Here is a 21,829-nt window from a genome sequence, read left to right as displayed (position 1 = left end):
GCCGCTCAGGCCGCCTCTTCCGCTTCCATGTCGCCGTCGAGGTCGGCCTCCTCGGCCGCCTTGGCGGGACCGCGGCGCGGGCCCTTGAGCAGGTTCTGCTCGATCAGCTTCACCGCCTCGGTCTCGGTGATGTTCTGCACCGCCGACAGCTCGCGCGCCATCCGGTCGAGCGCGGCTTCATAGAGCTGGCGCTCGGAGTAGGACTGCTCGGGCTGGGCGTCGGAGCGGTAGAGGTCGCGAACCACCTCGGAGATGGCAACGAGATCGCCGGAATTGATCTTTGCTTCGTATTCCTGCGCGCGGCGGCTCCACATGGTGCGCTTGATGCGGGCGCGGCCCTGCAGGGTCTCCAGCGACTTCTCGACGATGTTGGTCTCGGAGAGCTTACGCATGCCGACGTTGGCGATCTTGGACAGGGGTACCCGCAGCGTCATCTTGTCCTTTTCAAACGAGATCACGAAAAGCTCGAGCTTGAACCCGGCGACTTCCTGTTCCTCGATGGCCATGATGCGGCCCACGCCGTGCGACGGGTAAACGATATGCTCGCCCGTCTTGAACCCGAGACGGGCCTGCGCGCTCTTCTTCGTCGACATGCTCTGTGCACTCCTGATCCGGCCCAGAGATATGAAGCCCAGGGCCGAACCTGTTGGCGCGGCGTTCGCCCGGTCCGGTTACCGGGGCGAGGCGCGCCTTGCGCTGCGGACTAGGATCGCGGCCGGAACGCCCGTCGATCCCATGATCCAGTCGATGGCGACGGAAAGCCGTCATGCCGAGCCGGTATTACCGGCGGGCACGCAAATTCTCGCCCCTGTGTTCCCGAGAATGCGCCACTGGCGGGCACGATGCGGCTGAGGTGGAAGCAATCGACTGTAAAGGTTCATATATCACAATTTTCATCAGAATCAAAGCATCCGACTTGTAAACCTTACCGGACGACATCTTACCCAACGATAGATGGGTGCGGCTGCGCCCAGGCGCAACCTCAAGCGCGCCGGGGCCGACGCGCCTGGTGGCGCGGCGCATCGGCGCAGGCTGCCAGTGGCATATAAGGATTTCTTTATATCATTATTGCCGCTGGCCTGCGTCCGTGCTAGAGGCTGCGCGCCCGGAGCGCATCGCGGCCCGGCGGATGACGCGGCCTTGCGCGGCGCGGCCTTGGCGGTCCCGGCATGGCCTGGCGGTCTCAGCGGAGAGGATCCATGAGCAACGATTACGTGGTCAAAGACATCAACCTCGCCGATTGGGGCCGCAAGGAGCTCGACATCGCCGAGATCGAGATGCCCGGCCTCATGGCCACCCGCGCCGAGTACGGCCCTTCGCAGCCGCTCAAGGGCGCCCGCATCGCCGGCTCGCTGCACATGACGATCCAGACCGGCGTGCTGATCGAGACCCTGAAGGCGCTCGGCGCCGACGTGCGCTGGGCCTCGTGCAACATCTACTCCACCCAGGACCACGCGGCCGCCGCCATCGCCGCCGCCGGCACCCCGGTGTTCGCCGTGAAGGGCGAGACCCTGGAGGAATACTGGGAGTACACCCACCGCATCTTCGAGTGGGCCGACGGCGGCGCCCCCAACATGATCCTCGACGACGGCGGCGACGCCACCCTCCTGGTCCACCTCGGCAAGCGCGCGGAGGAAGGCGACACCGCGTTCCTCGACGGCGCCACCAACGAGGAGGAGGAAGTCCTCTTCGCCGCCATCAAGCGCCGCCTCAAGCACAAGCCCGGCTGGTACTCCAAGCTCGCCAAGTCGATCCAGGGCGTGACCGAGGAGACCACCACGGGCGTGCACCGCCTCTACGAGATGCAGAAGAAGGGCATTCTTCTGTGGCCCGCCATCAACGTGAACGACAGCGTCACCAAGTCGAAGTTCGACAATCTCTACGGCTGCCGCGAATCGCTGGTGGACGGCATCCGCCGCGGCACCGACGTGATGATGGCCGGCAAGATCGCCATGGTCGCCGGCTTCGGCGATGTGGGCAAGGGCTCGGCCGCCTCGCTGCGCAACGCCGGCTGCCGGGTGATGGTCTCCGAGATCGATCCCATCTGCGCCCTCCAGGCGGCGATGGAAGGCTATGAGGTGACGACCATGGAGGATGCCGCGCCGCGCGCCGACATCTTCGTGACCGCCACCGGCAATCTCGACGTGATCACCGTCGATCACATGCGGGCCATGAAGGACCGCGCGATCGTGTGCAACATCGGCCACTTCGACAGCGAGATCCAGGTCGCGGCGCTGAAGAACTTCAAGTGGCACAATGTGAAGCCGCAAGTGGACGAGGTGGAGTTCACCGACGGCAAGCGCATCATCCTGCTCTCCGAAGGCCGCCTCGTGAACCTCGGCAACGCCACCGGCCATCCGAGCTTCGTGATGTCGGCGTCGTTCACCAACCAGACGCTGGCGCAGATCGAGCTGTTCACCAAGCCCGGCCAGTACGAGAAGAAGGTCTACACGCTGCCCAAGACGCTCGACGAGAAGGTGGCGGCGCTGCACCTCGACAAGATCGGCGTGAAGCTCACCAAGCTCTCGGACCAGCAGTCGGCCTATATCGGCGTCGGCAAGCAGGGCCCCTTCAAGCCCGAGCACTACCGCTACTGATCCGTTCCGAGCGGGGGAACGCGAGAGGGCCGGCCGTGAGGCCGGCCCTTTTCGTTTGGGGCGACCCGGGGGGCGACGGTAGGGGAAGCAGGGCGCGGCATGGGAGCACGCGGCGGAACGGAAAAGCCGGCGGTCCCCTGCCCAAGCCGCCGTCATCCCCCGGCTCGTCCGGGGCATCCACCCCGCCGTCTGCGGGTGGCCCTGAAAATGAAGCCCTGGACCGGCCGCTGTGTGGATTCCCCGGACAATCCGGGGGATGGCGGCGGGTGGGAGGGCGAGCATGGGAAAAGACCCTACGTCAGCCAAGAAAACCGCCGCCATGCTTCGGCTTGACCGAAGCATCCATCCGCCTCCCGGCGCTGCGCCTGGCCGGACGGGTCCTCGCGTCGAGCCGGAGGGCGACGGTGGGTGGGGATGGCGGCGGTCTCCGCGCACCCGATCCCCCGCCGCCCCATCCCGCGCATTGTCTTCCCTCGCGATCAGAGCTAGGTGTTAGCGGATCTGGCGTGGTGACGCTGGGGAATGTGCTGCGGGGGCTGCCTTGGCAAGTTCGGAGCGAGGGTCCCGGGACGCCCGGCGTGCGGACCGTTGCCGGCGGCGTCGCCCCGTCCGTGTCGTCCCGCCGGGCATCCGGCGCCGCGCCCGACCGGCGCGCTGAAGGGCCGCCCCGCGCCATGCTCGCCAGCCTCCGGGACCGCACGCGCGTTGTGCCTTTCGCGGCCGAGATCGGCGCCCTCGGCGTCGTGTTCGGCGATATCGGCACCAGCCCGCTCTACGCGCTCAAGCAGGGCGTGCTGGCGGTGGGCGGCACCAATTTCCTCGCCACCGACGTGCTGGGCCTGCTCTCGCTCATCACCTGGAGCATCATCCTCTCCGTCACGGTAAAATACGTGATGCTGGTGCTGCGCGCGGACAATGACGGCGAGGGCGGCATCCTCGCCTTGGTGACGCTGCTCGACCTGCACCGCTCGGCCATCGGCCTCAGGTGGTATCTTCTGGCGGCCGGCCTCCTGGGCGCCGCCATGCTGATCGGCGACGGCGTGCTCACCCCGGCCATCTCCGTGCTCTCCGCCATCGAGGGCCTGCAGGTGATCGAGCCGGAGCTGGAGCACTGGGTGGTGGCGCTGACCGTGCTGGTGCTGGCCGCGGTGTTCCTCTCCCAGCGGCTCGGCACCGAGCGCATCGCGTCCTTCTTCGGGCCGATCATGCTGGCATGGTTCGGCTCGCTGGCGGCGCTCGGCATCCACGGCATCGCCCAGGCGCCGCAGGTGCTGGCCGGGCTCGACCCGCGCCACGGCATCGTGCTGATGCTGGATCATCCCGGCCTTGCGGGCGTGATCCTCGGCGCCTGCTTCCTCGCCATCACCGGCGGCGAGGCGCTCTATGCGGACCTTGGCCATTTCGGCCGCAAGGTGATCGCGCGCGCCTGGCTCGCCATCGCCATGCCCGCGCTGCTGCTCAATTACTACGGCCAGGGCGCAATCCTGCTGGTGGACCCCAACGCCGCCCGCAATCCGTTCTACGACCTGTCGCCGGACTGGTTCGACGTGCCGCTGCTGTTCCTCGCCACCGCCGCCACCGTGATCGCTTCGCAGGCCATCATCACCGGCGTGTTCTCGCTGGCGAAGCAGGCCATCGAGCTCGGCTACCTGCCGCCCATGCGCATCCGCTACACGTCCGAGCACAACGAGCAGCACATCTATGTGGGGCGCCTGAACTGGCTCTTGATGATCGCCTGCATCGCCGTGGTGCTGGGCTTCGAGGCGTCCGAGAAGCTCGCCTCCGCCTATGGCATCGCCGTCGCCTTCGCCATGGTGACGACCACCATCCTGTTCATCGCCCAGGTGCACCGCGCCTGGAACTGGCCCGCGCCGGCGGTATGGGCCATGGCGGTGGCCATGCTGGCGGTGGACCTCTCGTTCGCCGCCGCCAACATGACCAAGATCCACGACGGCGGCTGGCTGCCGCTCTCCATCGCCGCGCTCATCATCCTCGTCATGGTGAGCTGGCGGCGCGGCCTGGAGGGGGTGGTGGCGCAGCAGGTGCGCTTCACCGAGCCCCTGGACGGCTTCGTCTCCCGCAAGGACCGTTCCGGCGACGTGGAAAGCCCCCGCACGGCCATCTTCCTGTCGCGCGCCGGCGCCATGACGCCGGTGGCGCTCTCGCGGCTGTCGGAGCTGCTGAAGATCCGCTTCGACAAGTCGGTGATCGTCTCCGTGTGGATCGCCTCGCGCCCGCGCGTGTCGGTGGAGGACCGGGTCAAGGTCACCACCATGGATGCGAGCTTCGTGCGGGTGGACCTGCGGTTCGGATACATGCAGCAGATCGACGTGCCCTCCGTGCTCGGTCCGGCCCTTTCGGCGCGCGGCATCGACCCGGAGGCGGCGGTCTACGTGATCGGTCACGAGCGCATCATCCCGCCCGACGAGGTGACGCGGCCCAAGGACGTGCTGGCGCACGCCTTCGCCTTCCTGGCCCGCAACGCCGAGCGCTCGGTGGACCGCTTCGGGCTGCCACGCGCGCGCACGGTGGAGATCGGCTATCCGGTCAAGCTTTAGGTCGCATTTCGGCTGGAACGGGGCAGGAGGCTGAAGGCCGATGTCCCTTCCTCGCCGGCATTGGAACAAGGAAAAGCTTTCACCTCATGCGAAAACCGTGCTGAGGTGCCGGGAGCCCGGGGGCGGCAATGGGCGGTCCTTCTTAAAGGGAGCGTCCTAAATCAATGGGGTTCGAGGGCGATCTGCCGGAGGAAGGCGCGCGGCCGCGGCCAGCGCCGGTAGAGGTCGTGCTCTGCGGGGGGAACGGTGGCGCATGGGACTGAAAGAGGGAGTTTCGAAAGCGTGGGCTTTTCTGCGTGATCGCGTCGGCCTGCATGGCCTCGGGTTTATCGCCAGTCTGGCCGTCATCGCGTTCGCGGCGGTCGTGCTCTACAACATGTTGCACGATCTCAAGCTGTCGGACGTCACGGACGCGCTGAAGGAGAAGAACCCGGCGCATGTGGTGGCCGCCTTCTTCCTGGTCGCCGGCGCCTATGTGACCCTCACCTTCTACGACTGGTTCGCGCTCAGGACCATCGGCAAGGACCACGTGCCCTACCGCATCGCCGCGCTGTCGGGGTTCTGCTCCTACTCCATCGGCCACAATGTGGGCTTCACCGTCTTCACCGGCGGCTCGGTGCGCTACCGCATCTATTCGGCCTGGGGGCTCGGCGCCATCGATGTCGCGAAGATCTGCTTCGTGGCCGGCCTCACCTTCTGGCTCGGCAACATCGCCGTGCTCGGCCTTGGCATCACCATCCATCCGGAAGCGGCCACGGCGGTGGACCGGCTGCCGCCGGCGCTCAACCGTGCCATCGGCATCGGCGCCTTGTGCCTGCTCGTGGGCTATGTGGCCTGGGTGTCCGCCCGCCCGCGCACCATCGGCCGCTCCTCCTGGTTCGTGACCCTGCCCAAGGGCCGCTCGACCCTGGTGCAGATCGGCATCGGCATCCTCGATCTGTCGCTGTGCGCGGCGGCCATGTACATGCTGATGCCAGCCGAGCCCTATATCGACCCGATCTCGCTGGCGGTGATCTTCGTCACCGCCACGCTGCTCGGGTTCGCGAGCCATGCGCCGGGCGGTCTCGGGGTTTTCGACGCGGCGCTTCTGGTGGCCCTGCCGCAGTTCGACAAGGGCGAACTGGTGGGCGCGCTGCTGATCTTCCGGCTGTTCTACTACATCGTGCCGTTCGCGCTTTCGCTGACGCTGCTCGGGCTGCGCGAGCTGACCCTGCGCGGCGTCGGCGCGCCCGCCGGCGCGGGCGAGCCCGGCGAGGCTGCATCGCCCGGCCTCGGCGTCGCGCCGCCTGCCCGCGAGGCTCCGCCAACGGCGGGGCCGGCCAACGACCGCGCCGTGGCCAAATAGGAGCGTGCGGCCAAACTCGCCCGGAAGGCTGCCCGGTGGCTCAGCGCGGCACGGCCATGGCCGGAGCGCCGCCGCCGAGGCCCGGCAGGCCGAGGGCCCCGCCGAGCTTGCCCTTGGGCACCTTCACCACCTGGGCTCCGGCGGGCAGCGTGAACAGCTTCGGGTCCTGCGGCGCGCGAGCCAGCTCGGTGACCTCGTAGATGGTGGACTTCTTCCCATCCACCTCGACCTCGGTGCGCAGGGCGATGCCGTCGGCGGTGATGCAGGCATAGGTGGTGGCGCTGGTGAGGTTGGCTTGCGGGTCCACCTGCCACACGTCGCAGGTCTCGCCCGCAGCCTGCGACTGTCCCACCTTGGTCCCGCTGCCGGCGAGCGCGCCCACCGAATATTCCTTGGGGATGTCTATCTCCATCGCCATGTTCGGGACGCTGGGCAGCATCATCACCATCTTGCGGGCGTTGAGGTCGATGAGCCCGAGGATCGGCGTCGGCACGTTGGGGTTGGTCATCTCCACCCGCATGCGCGACTGGCTGTGGGCGAGCGAGAGCGTGCCGCCCCGCTTCATGCTGGCCGTCAGCGCGAAGTCGACGCTCGGCATGGGCAGCGGGTCCGCCAGCGCCGGGCCGCACAGGGCCGCTGCCGACAAGGCGGCGCCGGCGAGCGCCGCGACGTTGCGCGCGGGCAGAACGGGAGCGGGCAGGAGCATGGGCCTTGTTCCTCAGGTTCGGCCGTTCATAGCAGATGATGGCGGCGGATCATCCCCTTCGCGGGCGGTCGTCCGGATCACATCCGGTTGCCCGAATGATAGGTTCATTTCGGAAGGCAAGCTGGGGGTGCGGTCGCTGGCGGCCCTTGAATGCCGCATGCAGGGGCGCCGCGTCGGCGCCGGCATGGGGCGCGGTCAATGCCGGGTGGGCGCAACGCCACTTCCAAGACCTCTCCGCGGTTTGGCGGCGTGGCGGCTTTGTCGTAATGGCTTCGTTAAGGCGCACCAGCATGGCCGATCAAGGCTTGGCGCAGCGATTCGCCGCACCGGGCGAGGGGCAAAGGACGGAAAGGTCATGGCCGGGGAGGAAGGCGCCAGCACCGCGCGGCCGGGCAAGCGGGAGCGGGGAGGGTGATGAGGCGGCTGTGGTCTCTCCTCCATGGGCAGGCTGCGGAGCGGCCTGCTGGCGGGCGCGTGCTCGCCTGGGGCCTGTTCGCCCTGGCGCTCCTGTGTGCGCTCGGCATCAGTTTTCAGCTCATGAACCCGGTGCTCGCGCTCGCCATAGGCGCGGTGCTGGTGGCGCTCGCGGCGCTGGTTCCCTCCACGCCGCTGCCGCCCGCGAGCGAAACCCTCTTCGAGCCGCTGCTTCCGGCAGAGCCGGCCGCGATCCGCGACCGGCGCGTGGAAGCGCTCGTCTCGGCCCTGCCGGAGCCGGCGCTCCTGCTCACCCCGGAGGGCGAGATCGTCACCGCCAACGCCCGTGTCGCCCTTGCCATCGGCCCGGCGCGGGTGGGCGATCCCCTCTCCTTCCTGGTGCGGGTGCCGGAGGTGCTCGACGCGGTGCGTGCCGCCGCCAGGGATGGCTTGCCGCGCCGCGTGGAATTCGCCGAGCGGGTACCGCTCGACCGCTGGCTGGAAGCCCATGTGGTGCCTTTGCACCTCGAACCCGGAGCGGAGGCGCGCGGCGGGCCGGACGCGGTGCTGCTCACCTTCCGCGATCTCACCCAGCAGCGCCGGGTGGAGCAGATGCGCGCCGACTTCGTCGCCAACGCCAGCCATGAGCTGCGCACGCCGCTCGCCTCGCTCTCCGGCTTCATCGAGACGCTCCAGGGCCCGGCGCGCAACGATCAGGCGGCACGCGAGCGCTTCCTCGCCATCATGGCGGCGCAGGCGCGGCGCATGTCGCGCCTGATCGACGACCTGCTCTCGCTCTCCCGCATCGAACTCAATGCCCATGTGCGGCCGGAGACGCCGGTGGAGCTGGGCGCCATCCTCGCCCATGTGCGCGACACGCTGTCGCCGCTCGCCAGGGATCGCGGCGTCGCCATCGAGATCGTCAAGGACGCGCCCGAGGTGAGCGTGCGTGGCGACCGCGACGAACTGATCCGCCTGTTCGAGAACCTGGTGGAGAATGCGCTCAAATATGGCGCCGACGGCAAGAGGGTGACGGTGAGCCTCGCTCTGGAGGGGCCGCCCGCCGCGCCGTCCGCCGTTGTGGCGGTGCGCGACTACGGTCCCGGCATCCCGCCCGAGGACCTGCCGCGCCTTACCGAGCGGTTCTATAGGGTGGACGTGGCGGCGAGCCGGGAGCAGGGAGGTACCGGCCTCGGCCTGGCCATCGTCAAGCACATCGTGGTGCGCCATCGCGGCCGGCTGTCCATCGACAGCGTGCCCGGCGAGGGGGCGGTTTTCGTGGTGCGTTTGGACGCTTTGCCGGAAAAGGAAAAAAGTGTAGACTTATCCGTCAGTTGAGCTGTCATCTCTGTGTCACCGGTGCGTCATAGAACCTTGGCGCGCGGGGGCTATGACTCCCCGGCCCAATGTTGCGTCGCGGCCGCAAGCCGTAAGGGCGCTGCGAAATTGGCAAGGAGAGATATCGTGAAGCTCACCACCGCTCTCGGCGCGATCGCCGTGGCCACCCTCATGGCCGGCTCCGCCCAGGCCGTCGACTTCAACGGCGCAGGCGCCTCCTTCCCGGCCCCCGTCTACCAGTCGTGGGGCGCGAAGTATAAGGAGAAGACCGGCAACGCCCTGAACTACCAGTCCATCGGCTCGGGCGGCGGTCAGAACCAGATCATCAACCGCACTGTGGACTTCGGCGCCTCCGACGCCGTGGTGCCGAGCGAGAAGCTCGCCGCCAACAAGCTGCTCCAGTTCCCGACCGTGATCGGCTCCGTGGTCGCCACCGTCAACCTCGACGGCGTCGAGACCAAGAAGCTGAAGCTCACCGGCCCGATCCTCGCCGACATCTATCTCGGCAAGATCACCAAGTGGGACGATGCCGCGATCACCAAGCTGAACCCCGACATCAAGCTGCCCTCGCAGGCGATCGTGCCGGTGTACCGCTCGGATTCCTCGGGCACCACCGCCATCTTCACCGGCTACCTCAACGAGGTCAGCGCGGACTGGAAGTCCAAGGTCGGCTCCGCCACCTCGGTCCAGTGGCCCGTCGGCGCCGGCGCCAAGGGCAATGAGGGCGTCACCGGCACCGTCAAGAACACCAAGGGCGGCATCGGCTACGTGGAGTACATCTACGCCTCCGCCAACAACCTGATCGTGACGCAGCTGCAGAACAAGGCTGGCAAGTTCGTGGCCCCCGAGGTCGCCGGCTTCCAGGCCGCTGCCGCCTCCGCCGACTGGAAGGGCGCGAAGGACTTCGCCGCTTCCATGATCAACGCCCCGGCCGAAAACGCCTGGCCGATCGTCTCCCCGACCTACGTCCTCCTCCCGAAGGACCCGAAGAACATCGAGGCCTCGCGCGAGACCATGAAGTTCTTCCTGTGGGCCTACACCAAGGAAGGCGCCGAGATCGCCGAGAAGCTGCACTACATCCCGCTGCCCGCGGACGTGGTGAAGCAGGTCGAGGAGGCCTTCAAGGCCGAGATCAAGACTCCGGACGGCAAGCCGGTCCTCTGATCTGACAGGTTGCGGCGCCTCGTCCCTCCGGGCGGGGCGCCCGCCATCTCCGGCTCGGCCGGACAGCACGGAATACCGGGCCGCGCTCAAGGCGCCGGCTCGCCGATACATCTGATTGACGTAACCGGTTGACGCGGGGCGTGAACCGGCGAGGGTTGGCCGGCAGGGCCGCCGCATCGGACACTTCAGCCGCTCGGCGCGGCGCGCGGGGGAAAGGCATCCGAATGGACGCGACGATGGACACGATGGGGTCCGGCCAGATTGAGCCCATCACCAAGGCCAAGGCGACCGGTGCGGTCTCCGACCCGATCTTCATCGGCCTTTTGTGGGCGAGCGGCATCTTCGTCCTGATCCTGCTCGGCCTGATCATCGCCCAGCTGTTCCTCGGCGGGCTGCCGGCGCTGCGCCATTTCGGTCTCGACTTCATCTGGACCGCCAGCTGGAACCCGGTGACCGAGAATTACGGCGCCCTGGTCATGATCTACGGCACGCTGTTCAGCGCCGTGATCGCGGTCGTGGTGGCGCTGCCCTTGTCGTTCGGCATTGCCTTCTTCCTCACCGAAATCTGCCCGCAGGCGCTGAAGCGCCCGATCGGCGTCGCTGTGCAGCTGCTCGCTGCCGTGCCCTCCATCATCTACGGCATGTGGGGCTTCTTCATCATCGTCCCGCTGATGGCGGCCTACGTGCAGCCGCCGCTGATCGAGACGCTCGGCCAGCTGCCGGTGCTCGGCCTCCTGTTCGCGGGCCCGCCGCTGGGCTCGGGCATGCTGACCGCCGGCCTGATCCTCGCCGTGATGATCCTGCCCTTCATCACCGCCATGTTCGTCGAGACCCTGGAATCGGTCCCGCCCATGCTGAAGGAATCGGCCTACGGCGTCGGCGGCACAACCTACGAGGTCTACAAGAACGTCTCCATTCCCTATGGCCGCACCGCCATGGTGGGCGCCATCATGCTCGGGCTCGGCCGCGCGCTGGGAGAGACCATGGCGGTCACCTTCGTGATCGGCAACGCGACGCGCCTGTCCGCCTCGCTGTTCGCGCCCGGCGCGACCATCGCCTCCACCATCGCCAACGAGTTCCCGGAGGCGCCGATCGGCTCGCTCAAGCTCACCTCGCTGCTGCAGCTCGGCTTCATCCTGTTCGTGATCTCGTTCATCGTGCTTGCCCTGTCCCGTGCGCTCGTGCGCTCGCGGCTCGACTGAGGGGAACCCTGAAGCCATGGCCTCTCTCGCCGCCCGCCGCGCCAAGGACACCACCGTCAAGGCGATATCCACCATCTTCGCGATGTTCGCCATCTTCCTGCTGGGCTGGATCCTGTGGACCCTGCTCGCCCGCGGGCTTCCGGCCCTGAGCCTCGGGGTGTTCACCAACGTGACCATGCCGCCGGGCCAGAACGGCGGCCTCGCCAACGCCATCGTCGGCTCGCTGATCCAGATCGCCATCGCCATGGCCATCGGCGGACCGATCGGCATCTTCGCCGGCACCTTCCTGGCGGAGAACGGCAAGGGCACGAAGATCGGCGCCGCCGCCCGCTTCGTGAACGATATCCTGCTCTCTGCGCCCTCGATCCTGGTGGGCCTGTTCATCTATGGCTTCCTGGTGGTGCCGTTCGGCGGCTTCTCCGGCTGGGCCGGCGCGCTGGCGCTGGCGATCCTGGTGATCCCGGTGGTGGTGCGCACCACCGAGGACATGCTGAACCTCGTGCCGGTGGGCCTGCGCGAGGCCGCGTTCGCGCTCGGCGCGCCGCAGTGGAAGGTGGTGATGCTCGTGACCTGGCGCGCCGCCAAGGCCGGCATCGTCACCGGCGTCCTGCTCGCCATCGCCCGGGCGGCGGGCGAGACGGCGCCGCTGCTCTTCACCTCGCTCGGCAACAATTCCTGGTCCCTGGACCTCTCCAAGCCCATGGCCAGCCTGCCGATCGCCATCTACCAGTATGCCGGCAGCCCGTTCGACGACTGGGTGGCGCTCGCCTGGGCCGGCGCGCTCATCATCACGGTGGGCGTGCTGGTGCTGAACGTTCTCGCCCGCCTGTTCCTGGCGCGCACGAAATAGCCTCCGCTCCGGGGCCGGGCGCCCGCCGCGCCGCCCGGCCCTGGAACGGAAAGACCCAAGGAATCGCTCGCGGCCGGGACGCAAGCCGGGCGCTTCAGGATCCAAGTGAGGCTCAGATGAACTCTGCCGTCGATCCCACCTTCAATCTCGCCTCGGCCGTCGCCGCCAAGCCCGACGCCCCGCAGGCGCCCGCCAAGATCAAGGTGCAGAACCTGCAATTCTACTACGGGCAGAACCATGCCCTGAAGAACATCAACTTCGAGATTCCCGAGAAGCGCGTGACCGCGATGATCGGACCGTCGGGCTGCGGCAAGTCCACGCTGCTGCGCGTGTTCAACCGCATGTACGACCTCTATCCCGGCCAGCGCGCGGACGGCCAGGTGATGTTCGATGGCGTGAACATCGTCGGCAAGGAACTGGACGCCACCATCGTGCGCACCCGCATCGGCATGGTGTTCCAGAAGCCCACCCCGTTCCCCATGTCGATCTACGACAACATCGCCTTCGGCGTGAAGCTGCACGAGCGCCTCTCCAAGGCGCAGATGGACGAGCGCGTGGAATGGTGCCTGCGCAAGGCCGCGATCTGGGACGAGACCAAGGACCGCCTGCACACCTCGGCGCTCGGCATGTCCGGCGGCCAGCAGCAGCGCCTGTGCATCGCCCGCACCATCGCGGTGAAGCCCGAGGTGATCCTGCTCGACGAGCCCACCTCGGCGCTGGACCCGATCTCCACCTCGAAGATCGAGGACCTGATCGACGAGCTGAAGCGCGAGTTCACCATCGTCATCGTGACCCACAACATGCAGCAGGCGGCGCGCTGCGCGGACATCACCGCCTTCTTCTATCTCGGCGAGCTGATCGAGGTGGCGCCTTCGGACGTGATCTTCACCAATCCGAAGGAGATCAAGACCCGCGACTACATCACCGGCCGCTTCGGCTGAGCGCGCAAGGAACATCGAGATGCCCGAGCATACCGTTTCCTCCTTCGACGCCGAGCTGAAGGAGCTCGGCCGCAAGGTGGTCGAGATGGGCGGCCAGGCCGAGCGCCTGGTGGCCGACAGCGTCACCTCCCTGATCCGTCGCGACGCCGCCCTGGCGCAGCGCGTGGTGCTCCTGGACGCCACTTGCGACCAGATGCAGCGCGAGATCGAGGAGAAGGCCATCCTCGTCATCGCCAAGCGCCAGCCGGTGGCCGGCGACCTGCGCGAGGTGGTGGCCTCGATCCGCATCGCCAACGACCTGGAGCGCATCGGCGACCTCGCCAAGAACGTCGCCAAGCGCGTGATCGCCATCGAGGGCGAGTATCATCCTCAGAAGCTGGTGCGCGGGGTGGAGCACATCTCCGACCTGGTGCTGGAGCAACTGAAGGAAGTGCTCGACGCCTATGCCGGCCACAACGAGGCCAAGGCGGTCGAAGTGTGGGGCCGCGACGGCGCCATCGACACCATGTACACCTCGCTGTTCCGCGAGCTCCTCACCTACATGATGGAAGACCCGCGCAACATCTCGGTCTGCACGCATCTTCTGTTTTGCGCGAAGAACATCGAGCGCATCGGCGACCACGCCACCAACGTGGCGGAGATCGTCTACTACATGGTCACCGGCCAGAACCTGCCGGAGAGCCGCCCCAAGGCGGACGCCTCCAGCGAGACCACGGTGGCCTTCCCCGGACGGACCGTCCAGGGCTGAAGCCGGGAGCGCCGGGCGGTCCCGCGCGGGCCGCAGGCGCTTCCTTTCGAGGCGCGGCGCCGGGCCACTCGGCTCCTGCGCCTGTTGATGACAGTCGGATGAGAGACCCGTGCCGGCGCGTATCCTGATCGTCGAGGACGAGGAACCGTTGACCCTCCTGCTCCGCTACAACCTGGAGTCGGAGGGCTATGGCGTCGAGGCCGTCGCCCGCGGCGACGAGGCGGAAACCCGCCTGCGCGAGAGCGTGCCGGATCTGGTCATCCTCGACTGGATGCTGCCTGGCCTCTCCGGCATCGAATTGTGCCGGCGCCTCAGGACCCGCCCGGAAACCGAGCGCCTGCCAGTGATCATGCTCACAGCCCGCGGCGAGGAGACCGAGCGCGTGCGCGGCCTCTCCACCGGGGCGGACGACTATGTGGTGAAGCCGTTCTCGGTACCCGAGTTGCTCGCCCGCGTGCGCGCGCTGCTGCGCCGGGCCAAGCCGGAGCATGTGGCGACGCTGCTGCGCGCCGGCGACATCGAGCTCGACCGCGAGACCCACCGCGTCCACCGCTCCGGCCGCGAGGTGCATCTCGGGCCGACCGAGTTCCGGCTGCTGGAATTCCTGATGCAGAGCCCCGGCCGTGTGTTCTCGCGCGAGCAACTGCTCGACGGCGTGTGGGGCCAGGACGTCTATATCGACGAACGCACCGTGGACGTCCATGTGGGCCGCCTGCGCAAGGCGATCAACCGCGGCCGCCAGTCGGACCCCATCCGCACCGTGCGCGGGGCCGGCTATTCCTTCAACGAGATGTTCGCGCGGGCGCACTGAGCGCTACGCTGATAGCCGGCCGCCGTGCCGGAAGGCCGCGAATGCTCCGGTCGAGCCGGAGCGTGACGGTGTTGCTGTTGGATGACGCCGGCCTGCCTCACCCCCGTCGCCCTCCGGCTCGACCGGAGGGCCCATGCCAGTGCCGGGCAGCGCGCGCGCCCCGTCTTTTCAGGCGAGGTAGGCGAGGCGCCGGTCGCGCCGGCGGTCCTGCACCGGCTGGTAGGCGATGCGCGCGTGATGGGCGCAATAGGGCAGGCCCTGCTTGGACTTGCCGCCGCAGAAGTAGAAGCCGTCCGTGCCCGGCTCGCCCATGGGCCAGCGGCAGGTGCTCTCGGTCAGGTTCATGATGGTGCAGCGCTGGCCGATCGGTACCACGTTGTCCGCGGACTGGGGAGCCGGGGCGGGAGCCTCTTCCGCCATCTGCTCCAGTTCGGGGGCGAGCGCCGTGGCGCCGTGGGTCAGGGGACGCTGCGGACGCGCGTCGCGCCGCGGCTCGGCCTCGCGCGCCGGCTTGCGCGGGCGCGCCGCCGTGGGGGCGGTCTTGGCCCGGCCCGAAAGGCCGAGGCGGTGCACCTTGCCGATCACCGCATTGCGAGTCACCTCGCCCAGCTCCGCGGCGATCTGGCTCGCGGAAAGGCCGTCTCCCCAAAGCTTCTTCAAAAGCTCGACGCGCTCGTCGGTCCAGCTCATGGCTCGTCTCCCATCTGCCGCATCTCGAGTGGCGCCGGAATAAGGGCGCCGGACGCTGTGCCGCGGCGCCGCCCGGAAAAGCCGGACTCCTCCCGCGAGCCCCCGCGCGACATTGCGCGGGAGTCGGCCACAATCACCGTCCCGAGGAAGAGTGGCGCACGATATGTCGTGGCCAACTGAAAATTAACCTACAATATGCACGCCCCCGGCGACAGAGTCCCGATTCGGCGCCCGGGTCGTTTTCCCCAGGTCGTTGCACGCGGGACTCACCTTCCTGTGGATCGTCAAGGCCGAAAGGGCACTCTGGCGGCCTGTGTAGGCGCGGCGGCGATGTTGACCTCGCGCGCGCGATCATTAGTATTGCGAAAATTGTCGGGCCGCCCCCGGTTGGGCGGCCCTTTTTAATTTCCGGCCGCCTGCGAGCCGGCTCAGGGGAAGCTCCACCCGCACGGGTCTTGAAGGCAACGTCTCGAACGAAACGGGGTCTGGAAGGCACGGGCGGCGGGTCAGCCCCCCGCACTGGAGGAAGTCGTGATCTCCGCCGTCCTGCCGACCTATGCGCGCATCGACCTCGAATTCGAACGGGGAGAGGGCTCGTGGCTCGTCACGACGGGCGGGCGACGCTTCCTCGACTTCACCGCCGGCATCGCGGTGAACATCCTCGGCCATGCCCATCCTGGCCTCGCGGCCACGCTCGCCGAGCAGGCGGGCAAGCTGTGGCACGTCTCCAACCTGTTCCGCATTCCCGGTGGCGAGCGCCTCGCCGAGCGCCTCACCGCCGTGACCTTCGCCGACACGGTGTTCTTCACCAATTCCGGCGCCGAGGCGCTGGAGTGCGCCATCAAGATGGCGCGCAAGTATCATTACGCGTCGGGCCATCCGGAGAAGAACCGCATCCTCACCTTCGAGGGCGCCTTCCACGGCCGCACCCTGGCGACGCTCGCCGCCGGCGGCAGCGCCAAGTACCTCGAAGGCTTCGGGCCGGACCTTCCCGGCTTCGACCAGGTGCCGTTCGGCGACCTCGACGCGGTGCGCGCGGCGATCACGCCTCAGACCGGCGCCATCCTGGTGGAGCCGGTGCAGGGCGAGGGCGGCGTGCGGGTGCCCCCGCATGCTTTCCTCAAGGGCCTGCGCGCGCTCTGCGACGAGCACGGCCTGCTGCTGGTGCTGGACGAAGTGCAGTCCGGCGTCGGCCGCACCGGGCGCCTGTTCGCCCACGAATGGGCCGGCATCACGCCCGACATCATGGCGGTGGCGAAGGGCATCGGTGGCGGCTTCCCCATGGGGGCTTGCCTCGCCACCGAGGAGGCGGCCAAGGGCATGACGCTCGGCACCCACGGTTCCACCTTCGGCGGCAATCCGCTCGCCATGGCGGTGGGCAACGCGGTGCTCGACCACGTGCTCGCCGACGGCTTCCTCGACCACGTGAACAAGGTCGCCGGTCGCTTCGCCCAGCGCCTCGCGGAGGTCAAGGACCGGCATCCCGCCATCATCGCCGAGGTGCGCGGCCAGGGCCTGCTCATGGGCCTGAAGGCCAATGTGCCCGCCGGCGACCTGGTGGTGGCCCTGCGCGAGGAGGGGCTGCTCGCCCCCGGCGCGGGCGACAATGTGGTCCGTCTCTTGCCTCCGCTCACTGTGAGCGAGGAGGAGGCGATGCTGGCGGCCGACAAGATCGAGGCCGCCTGCGTCAGGCTCGAGAAGAGCTTCGCTCCGGCGAGGGGGGCGGCGGAATGAAGGCTGGGGCGAAGGCCAAGGGCATGGCTGCGGGCGGTAAGGCCAACGGCCACGGCAAGGCCAACGGCAAGGCGCTTGCGGCGCCGGACGGCGTGCGCCATTTCCTCGACTTGTCGGACATTCCCGCCGGCGAGCTCAGGCGCGTGCTGGAGCTCTCCAAGGACCTCAAGGCGCGCCGCCGCGCCGGCGACGAGGCGCGCCCGCTCGCCGGCAAGTCGCTCGCCATGGTGTTCGACAAGCCCTCCACCCGGACCCGCGTTTCGTTCGACCTCGCCATGCGCCAGCTCGGCGGCGAGACCATCATGCTCACGGGCCAGGAGATGCAGCTCGGGCGCGGCGAGTCCATAGCCGACACCGCCCGCGTGCTATCGCGCTTCGTCGACGCCATCATGATCCGCATCCTGGAGCACGGCGACCTGATGGAACTGGCGGAGTATGCCACCGTCCCTGTCATCAACGGTCTCACCCGGCTGTCGCATCCCTGCCAGGTGATGGCGGATGTGATGACCTTCGAGGAGCACCGCGGCCCGATCACCGGCCGCCAGGTGGCCTGGACGGGCGATTTCAACAATGTGCTCGCGTCCTGGATCCATGCCGCCGAGCGCTTCGACTTCGCGATGAAGGTGGCGACCCCCAAGGAACTGCCGCCCAGCCCGGCGATCAAGGACTTCGTCAAGCGCACCAAGGCGAAGGTCACCTTCATGCGTGACCCGGAGGAAGCGGTGGAAGGCGTGGACTGCGTCCTCACCGACACTTGGGTCTCCATGGGCGACGAGGAGGCCGAGCGCCTGCGCCACAATTTGCTGAAGCCCTATCAGGTCAACGCCAAGCTCATGGCGCGCGCCCACAAGGACGCCATCTTCATGCACTGCCTGCCCGCCCACCGCGGCGAGGAAGTGACCGACGAAGTGATGGACGGGCCGCAGTCTGTGGTGTTCGATGAGGCCGAGAATCGGTTGCACGCGCAGAAGGGCATCCTCGCCTGGTGCTTTGACGCGGCCGGCAGGTGAGCTCGGGGTGAGGTCTCGTCATGGGTGCTGATCGGTCTCGGGACGCCTCGGGCGTGGCGACGGACGACATCATCACCCCGTTCCAGGTGGACGCGCTGGATTTGCGCGGCCGCGCCGTGCGGCTCGGACCGACCCTCGACGCGGTTCTGGCGCACCACGATTATCCGCCGGCGGTGAAGCGCGTGGTGGGCGAGGCGGTGACGCTCGCCGTGCTGCTCGGCTCGTCGCTGAAGTTCGAGGGCCGCTTCATCCTCCAAACCCAGACCGACGGGCCGGTGGACATGGTGGTGGCGGACTTCGTGAGCCCGGACAAGATCCGCGCCTATGCCCGCTACGACAAGGAGGCGCTCGCCGAGGCGGAGACCCGCAACGCCACCTCGCCAGCGGCGCTGCTGGGCAAGGGTCACCTCGCCATGACCATTGACCAGGGCATCTCCGCCAACCGCTACCAGGGCGTGGTGGCGCTGGACGGCTCGGGGCTCGAGGCGGCGGCGCACGAATACTTCATGCAGTCCGAGCAGATCCCCACCCGCGTGCGCCTCGCCGTGGGCGAGGAGGTGCGCGCCGGCGGTGCTGCCTCCTCGTGGCGCGCCGGCGGCCTGCTCGCCCAGTTCCTGCCGCAGGACGCCAGCCGCGCCCGCATGGCCGACCTGCCGGGCGGTGACGCGCCCGAGGGCGCCGAGCCCCACGCTTTGGCCGAGGACGACGCCTGGGTGGAGGCGCGTTCGCTCGTGGGCACGCTGGAGGACGTGGAACTGATCGACCGCGACCTCTCCAGCGAGCGCCTGCTCTACCGCCTGTTCCATGAACGCGGCGTGCGCGTGTTCGACACCCTGGCGGTGGCTGCCCACTGCTCCTGCTCACGCGAGCGGGTGTCCGGCGTGCTCGCTTCCTTCACCCGCGACGAGCGGCGCGACATGATCCAGGACGACGGCAAGGTGAGCGTCACCTGCGAGTTCTGCGGCCGTGTCTACGGCTTTTCCGCCGAAGAGGTCCTGGGCGGATCGGACTCCTGAGCCAGCCGCCGCGACCGAGGCCTGACGGCTGCGGGTGCCCGGAGGGGGAGGGGTGGCAACCAGGGATTGAATCGGCCGCCGGATCGCCGGTGTTTCGGGCACATGCCACGGAGCCGGCAGCGGAATTCCCTCTGGCGTCGGCGCCGGGCAGCAGGCACCATTCGCAGGCTGCTTCGTCGTGCCGAGGGTAGATGAGTCGATGATGCGGGGCCGGGACGATCATCGAGACGCCGACGCCTCGTCTACGGCGAGCGAGCCCCGGCTGACGCCGCTGGGCGGGGAGTTTGCCGATCCCGCCCTGGAGCGGCGGTTCCGCTTCGACCGCTTCGCGGATCTCCGCCGCAACGCGCGCCTTCTGTTCGCGCTGTCGACCGTGCTCAACACCGCTTTCCTCTTGAGCGACTGGCGTTTCGCCGGCACGGACCATTTCTATGTCGCCGTCACGGCGCGCCTTGTGGTGGTGGCGGTTTCGCTCCTCTGCCTGGCGCTGGCGCAGGCCGCCGTCACCGTGCGTGCCATCTACACCATCTCCATCCTGTGGCAGTGGGTGACGGCGGCGGGCGTCGCCGTGCTCGTCAGCTCGCGTAGCGACCTTGCCCTGTTCGTGGTCCTGCTGCTGCCCACGGTATTCTACCTGACGGTGCCGCTGCCCTTCGCCTGGACGGTGATCGGCGGTGTCGGCGCCAGCGTCCTGCTGCTCGCGGGCTACATCGATCCGGCCGCGGGGTGGCGCCTGGCCACCGGACTTGCGCTCGCGCTCGCGGTGCTCAACTGGGCGCTGCTGCTCATGGTCCTGCGAGCCAACCGGCTGGACCGGCGCCAGTGGGCCGCGATCCAGGCCGAGCGCCGCGCCAATGAGCGTCTCACCGAGAGCGAGAACGTCCTGGAGAAGACGTTTCAGGCGGTGCCGGTGCCTCTGGTGGTCACGACCCTGAAGGACGGACGCGTCCTGCGCTACAACGACGTCGCGGCGCGTTTCTACGGCGCCCCTGCGAGCGAGCATGTGGGCACCAGCATCCTGAGGGTCTACGACGATCCCAGCGTGCGCGCGCGTCTCGTGCGCCAGCTGGAGGAGGAAGGGTCCCTGAGCGGGTTCGAAACCCGCATCCGGCTGGAGGACGGAAGCGTCCGCGATGTGCTGCTCGCTGCCCGGCTGACCGAGATGGAGGGCGCGCCCTGCATCGTCGCTGCTGTGATCGACCTTTCGGAGCGGCTTGCGGCCGAGCAGAAGGCGCGCCACGCCGCGTCGCACGACGCCCTCACCGGCCTGCCCAACCGGGCCGCGTTCCAGGAGCACCTGGAGCGCGCGTTCAAGGAGCGGCGGCTCGAGCAGGGCGTGTGCCTGCTGATGGTGGACCTCGACGGGCTTAAGGACGTCAACGACACGCTGGGGCATGATGCCGGCGACGTGCTGATCATGGAGACCGCGCACCGCCTGTCCCTCGTGGTGGGCGAGCGGGCGACGCTGGCACGCTTCGGGGGTGACGAGTTCGTGGTGCTGCTGCGCGCCCGCGAGGCGCTCGCCGCCGGCCAGCGCCTGGCCCAGGCCATCATCTCCGACCTGCGCCGGCCGGTGCAGCACGAAGGGCGCCAGCTTTCCACCCGCGCCAGCATCGGCATCGCCGCCTGCCCCGAGCACGACTGCGCGCCGGCGGAGCTGATGAAGGATGCCGACCTCGCCCTCTACACCGCCAAGCAGCAGGGCCGGAACCGCTGCGTGGTCTATGCGCCTGCCATGCGCCACGCGGTGTCCGAGCGCGTCGCCCTCTCGCGCGACATCGGGGCCGCTCTCGCCCACGATCAGATCGTGCCGTATTACCAGCCCAAGATATGCCTCGGCACGGGACGCCTGATCGGCTTCGAGGCCCTGGTCCGCTGGCAGCGCGATGCCCAGACGGTGCTCGCTCCGGCGGCCTTCAGCCTTGCCATGGAAGATGCCGAGCTGGCGTTCATGATCGGCGAGCGCATGGCGCGGCGCGTGGCGGCGGACGTGCGAGGCTGGTTGGAGGCGGGCCATGGCATCGGCCGGGTGGCGCTCAACGTCTCGCCCGCCCAGTTCACCCACCGAGAGCTCGGCACTGCGCTGCTGCGCCATTTCCACGCTGCGGGGGTGGAAGCGCACCATTTCGACGTGGAGATCACGGAGACGGTGTTCCTGGGGCGCAATTCCGACTTCGTGGCGCCGATCCTCGACGAGCTCTACCGCGCCGGGGTGCGCATCGCGCTCGACGATTTCGGCACCGGCTATGCCGGCTTCACGCACCTGAAGCAGCTTCCCATCGACACCATCAAGATCGACCAGAGCTTCGTGAAGGACATCGAGCAGGACGCGTTCGACACCGCCATCGTCTGCGCGGTGATCGAGCTCGGGCGCAATCTCGGCATGCGGGTGGTGGCCGAGGGCGTGGAGACCGTCGGTCAGGCACGCTTCCTCAAGGCGCGCGGCTGCGAGTTCGCACAAGGCTATCTGTTCGCGCGCCCCATGCCCGCCACCGGCGTGTCGGCGTTCCTGCGCGCGGAGTGTTCCGAGACGGCCGCCGCGCGCCTCGCCCTCATCGCCTGAGGGTCGGTCGATTGTCGCGACTGCGACAGGGCTTCCATCGCCCGAAATTCTGAAAATTTATTATTTTCAATTACTTGACCTTTTCTGGTCCAGCGGCCCCGATCTTGCTCGACCGCTCCGGTCCTCGGAACTCGGTCCGCGT

17 protein-coding genes are annotated in these 21,829 nt (G+C 68.4%); 14 read left to right on the top strand and 3 right to left on the bottom strand.

The window, feature by feature from the left end; genetic code table 11:
- Positions 1-5 precede the first annotated feature (5 nt).
- Complete coding sequence (locus V5F67_RS21420) at positions 6-593, bottom strand: CarD family transcriptional regulator (protein ID WP_394018067.1); 588 nt, start codon at positions 591-593, stop codon at positions 6-8.
- Between the two features lie 606 nt (positions 594-1,199).
- Here V5F67_RS21420 and ahcY point away from each other — a divergent pair.
- From ahcY to V5F67_RS21405, 3 genes are all read left to right on the top strand, one after another.
- On the top strand, positions 1,200-2,597 hold the full coding sequence (gene ahcY, locus V5F67_RS21415) for an adenosylhomocysteinase (RefSeq protein ID WP_394018065.1): 1,398 nt from the start codon (positions 1,200-1,202) through the stop codon (positions 2,595-2,597).
- Between the two features lie 674 nt (positions 2,598-3,271).
- Positions 3,272-5,155, top strand: a complete 1,884-nt coding sequence (locus tag V5F67_RS21410; protein ID WP_394018063.1) for a potassium transporter Kup — start codon at positions 3,272-3,274, stop codon at positions 5,153-5,155.
- Positions 5,156-5,408: 253 nt separating this feature from the next.
- Positions 5,409-6,500 carry a putative bifunctional lysylphosphatidylglycerol flippase/synthetase gene (locus tag V5F67_RS21405; RefSeq protein ID WP_394018061.1) on the top strand — a complete coding sequence of 364 codons (1,092 nt, stop codon included), beginning with the start codon at positions 5,409-5,411 and terminating at the stop codon, positions 6,498-6,500.
- Positions 6,501-6,540: 40 nt separating this feature from the next.
- Here the strand turns inward: V5F67_RS21405 and V5F67_RS21400 are convergent, their stop codons facing one another.
- A complete protein-coding gene (locus V5F67_RS21400) occupies positions 6,541-7,206 on the bottom strand; it encodes a hypothetical protein (protein ID WP_394018059.1) in 666 nt (221 codons plus the stop codon).
- 414 nt (positions 7,207-7,620) lie between these two features.
- Between V5F67_RS21400 and V5F67_RS21395 the strand changes: the two genes are divergently transcribed.
- The 7 genes from V5F67_RS21395 to phoB all read left to right on the top strand — a co-directional run bounded on the left by V5F67_RS21395 (position 7,621) and on the right by phoB (position 14,674).
- The gene (locus V5F67_RS21395; RefSeq protein ID WP_394018057.1) at positions 7,621-8,958 is read left to right on the top strand and encodes an ATP-binding protein; all 1,338 of its coding nucleotides are present in this window, start codon (positions 7,621-7,623) and stop codon (positions 8,956-8,958) included.
- A 126-nt stretch (positions 8,959-9,084) separates the two neighbouring features.
- Positions 9,085-10,122 carry a phosphate ABC transporter substrate-binding protein PstS gene (gene pstS, locus V5F67_RS21390; RefSeq protein WP_394018055.1) on the top strand — a complete coding sequence of 346 codons (1,038 nt, stop codon included), beginning with the start codon at positions 9,085-9,087 and terminating at the stop codon, positions 10,120-10,122.
- 224 nt (positions 10,123-10,346) lie between these two features.
- Positions 10,347-11,324, top strand: a complete 978-nt coding sequence (gene pstC, locus V5F67_RS21385) for a phosphate ABC transporter permease subunit PstC (protein ID WP_394018053.1) — start codon at positions 10,347-10,349, stop codon at positions 11,322-11,324.
- Between the two features lie 16 nt (positions 11,325-11,340).
- A complete protein-coding gene (gene pstA / locus V5F67_RS21380; protein WP_394018051.1) occupies positions 11,341-12,174 on the top strand; it encodes a phosphate ABC transporter permease PstA in 834 nt (277 codons plus the stop codon).
- A 116-nt stretch (positions 12,175-12,290) separates the two neighbouring features.
- Entirely contained in the window at positions 12,291-13,115 is an 825-nt protein-coding gene (pstB, locus tag V5F67_RS21375; RefSeq protein WP_394018049.1) for a phosphate ABC transporter ATP-binding protein PstB, read from the top strand.
- A gap of 19 nt (positions 13,116-13,134) precedes the next feature.
- Complete coding sequence (phoU, locus tag V5F67_RS21370) at positions 13,135-13,863, top strand: phosphate signaling complex protein PhoU (RefSeq protein ID WP_394018047.1); 729 nt, start codon at positions 13,135-13,137, stop codon at positions 13,861-13,863.
- A 109-nt stretch (positions 13,864-13,972) separates the two neighbouring features.
- Positions 13,973-14,674 carry a phosphate regulon transcriptional regulator PhoB gene (phoB, locus tag V5F67_RS21365; RefSeq protein ID WP_394018045.1) on the top strand — a complete coding sequence of 234 codons (702 nt, stop codon included), beginning with the start codon at positions 13,973-13,975 and terminating at the stop codon, positions 14,672-14,674.
- A gap of 168 nt (positions 14,675-14,842) precedes the next feature.
- On the opposite strand, the gene V5F67_RS21360 is transcribed toward phoB, so the two are convergent.
- Positions 14,843-15,364, bottom strand: coding sequence for a GcrA family cell cycle regulator (locus V5F67_RS21360; RefSeq protein ID WP_394018043.1), 522 nt, complete (start codon positions 15,362-15,364; stop codon positions 14,843-14,845).
- Between the two features lie 531 nt (positions 15,365-15,895).
- Between V5F67_RS21360 and V5F67_RS21355 the strand changes: the two genes are divergently transcribed.
- From V5F67_RS21355 to V5F67_RS21340, 4 genes are all read left to right on the top strand, one after another.
- Entirely contained in the window at positions 15,896-17,098 is a 1,203-nt protein-coding gene (locus V5F67_RS21355) for an aspartate aminotransferase family protein (protein ID WP_394018041.1), read from the top strand.
- A gap of 23 nt (positions 17,099-17,121) precedes the next feature.
- Positions 17,122-18,108, top strand: coding sequence for an ornithine carbamoyltransferase (gene argF, locus V5F67_RS21350; RefSeq protein ID WP_394018039.1), 987 nt, complete (start codon positions 17,122-17,124; stop codon positions 18,106-18,108).
- 20 nt (positions 18,109-18,128) lie between these two features.
- A complete protein-coding gene (locus V5F67_RS21345) occupies positions 18,129-19,124 on the top strand; it encodes an Hsp33 family molecular chaperone (RefSeq protein ID WP_394018037.1) in 996 nt (331 codons plus the stop codon).
- 199 nt (positions 19,125-19,323) lie between these two features.
- Complete coding sequence (locus tag V5F67_RS21340) at positions 19,324-21,687, top strand: putative bifunctional diguanylate cyclase/phosphodiesterase (protein WP_394018035.1); 2,364 nt, start codon at positions 19,324-19,326, stop codon at positions 21,685-21,687.
- Positions 21,688-21,829: the final 142 nt, after the last annotated feature.

It is taken from the genome of Xanthobacter pseudotagetidis, assembly GCF_043194795.2.
Taxonomy (GTDB): domain Bacteria; phylum Pseudomonadota; class Alphaproteobacteria; order Rhizobiales; family Xanthobacteraceae; genus Xanthobacter; species Xanthobacter tagetidis_A.
Note: the sequence above shows the minus strand (reverse complement) of the source record. Positions and strands in the feature narration are given on the sequence as shown.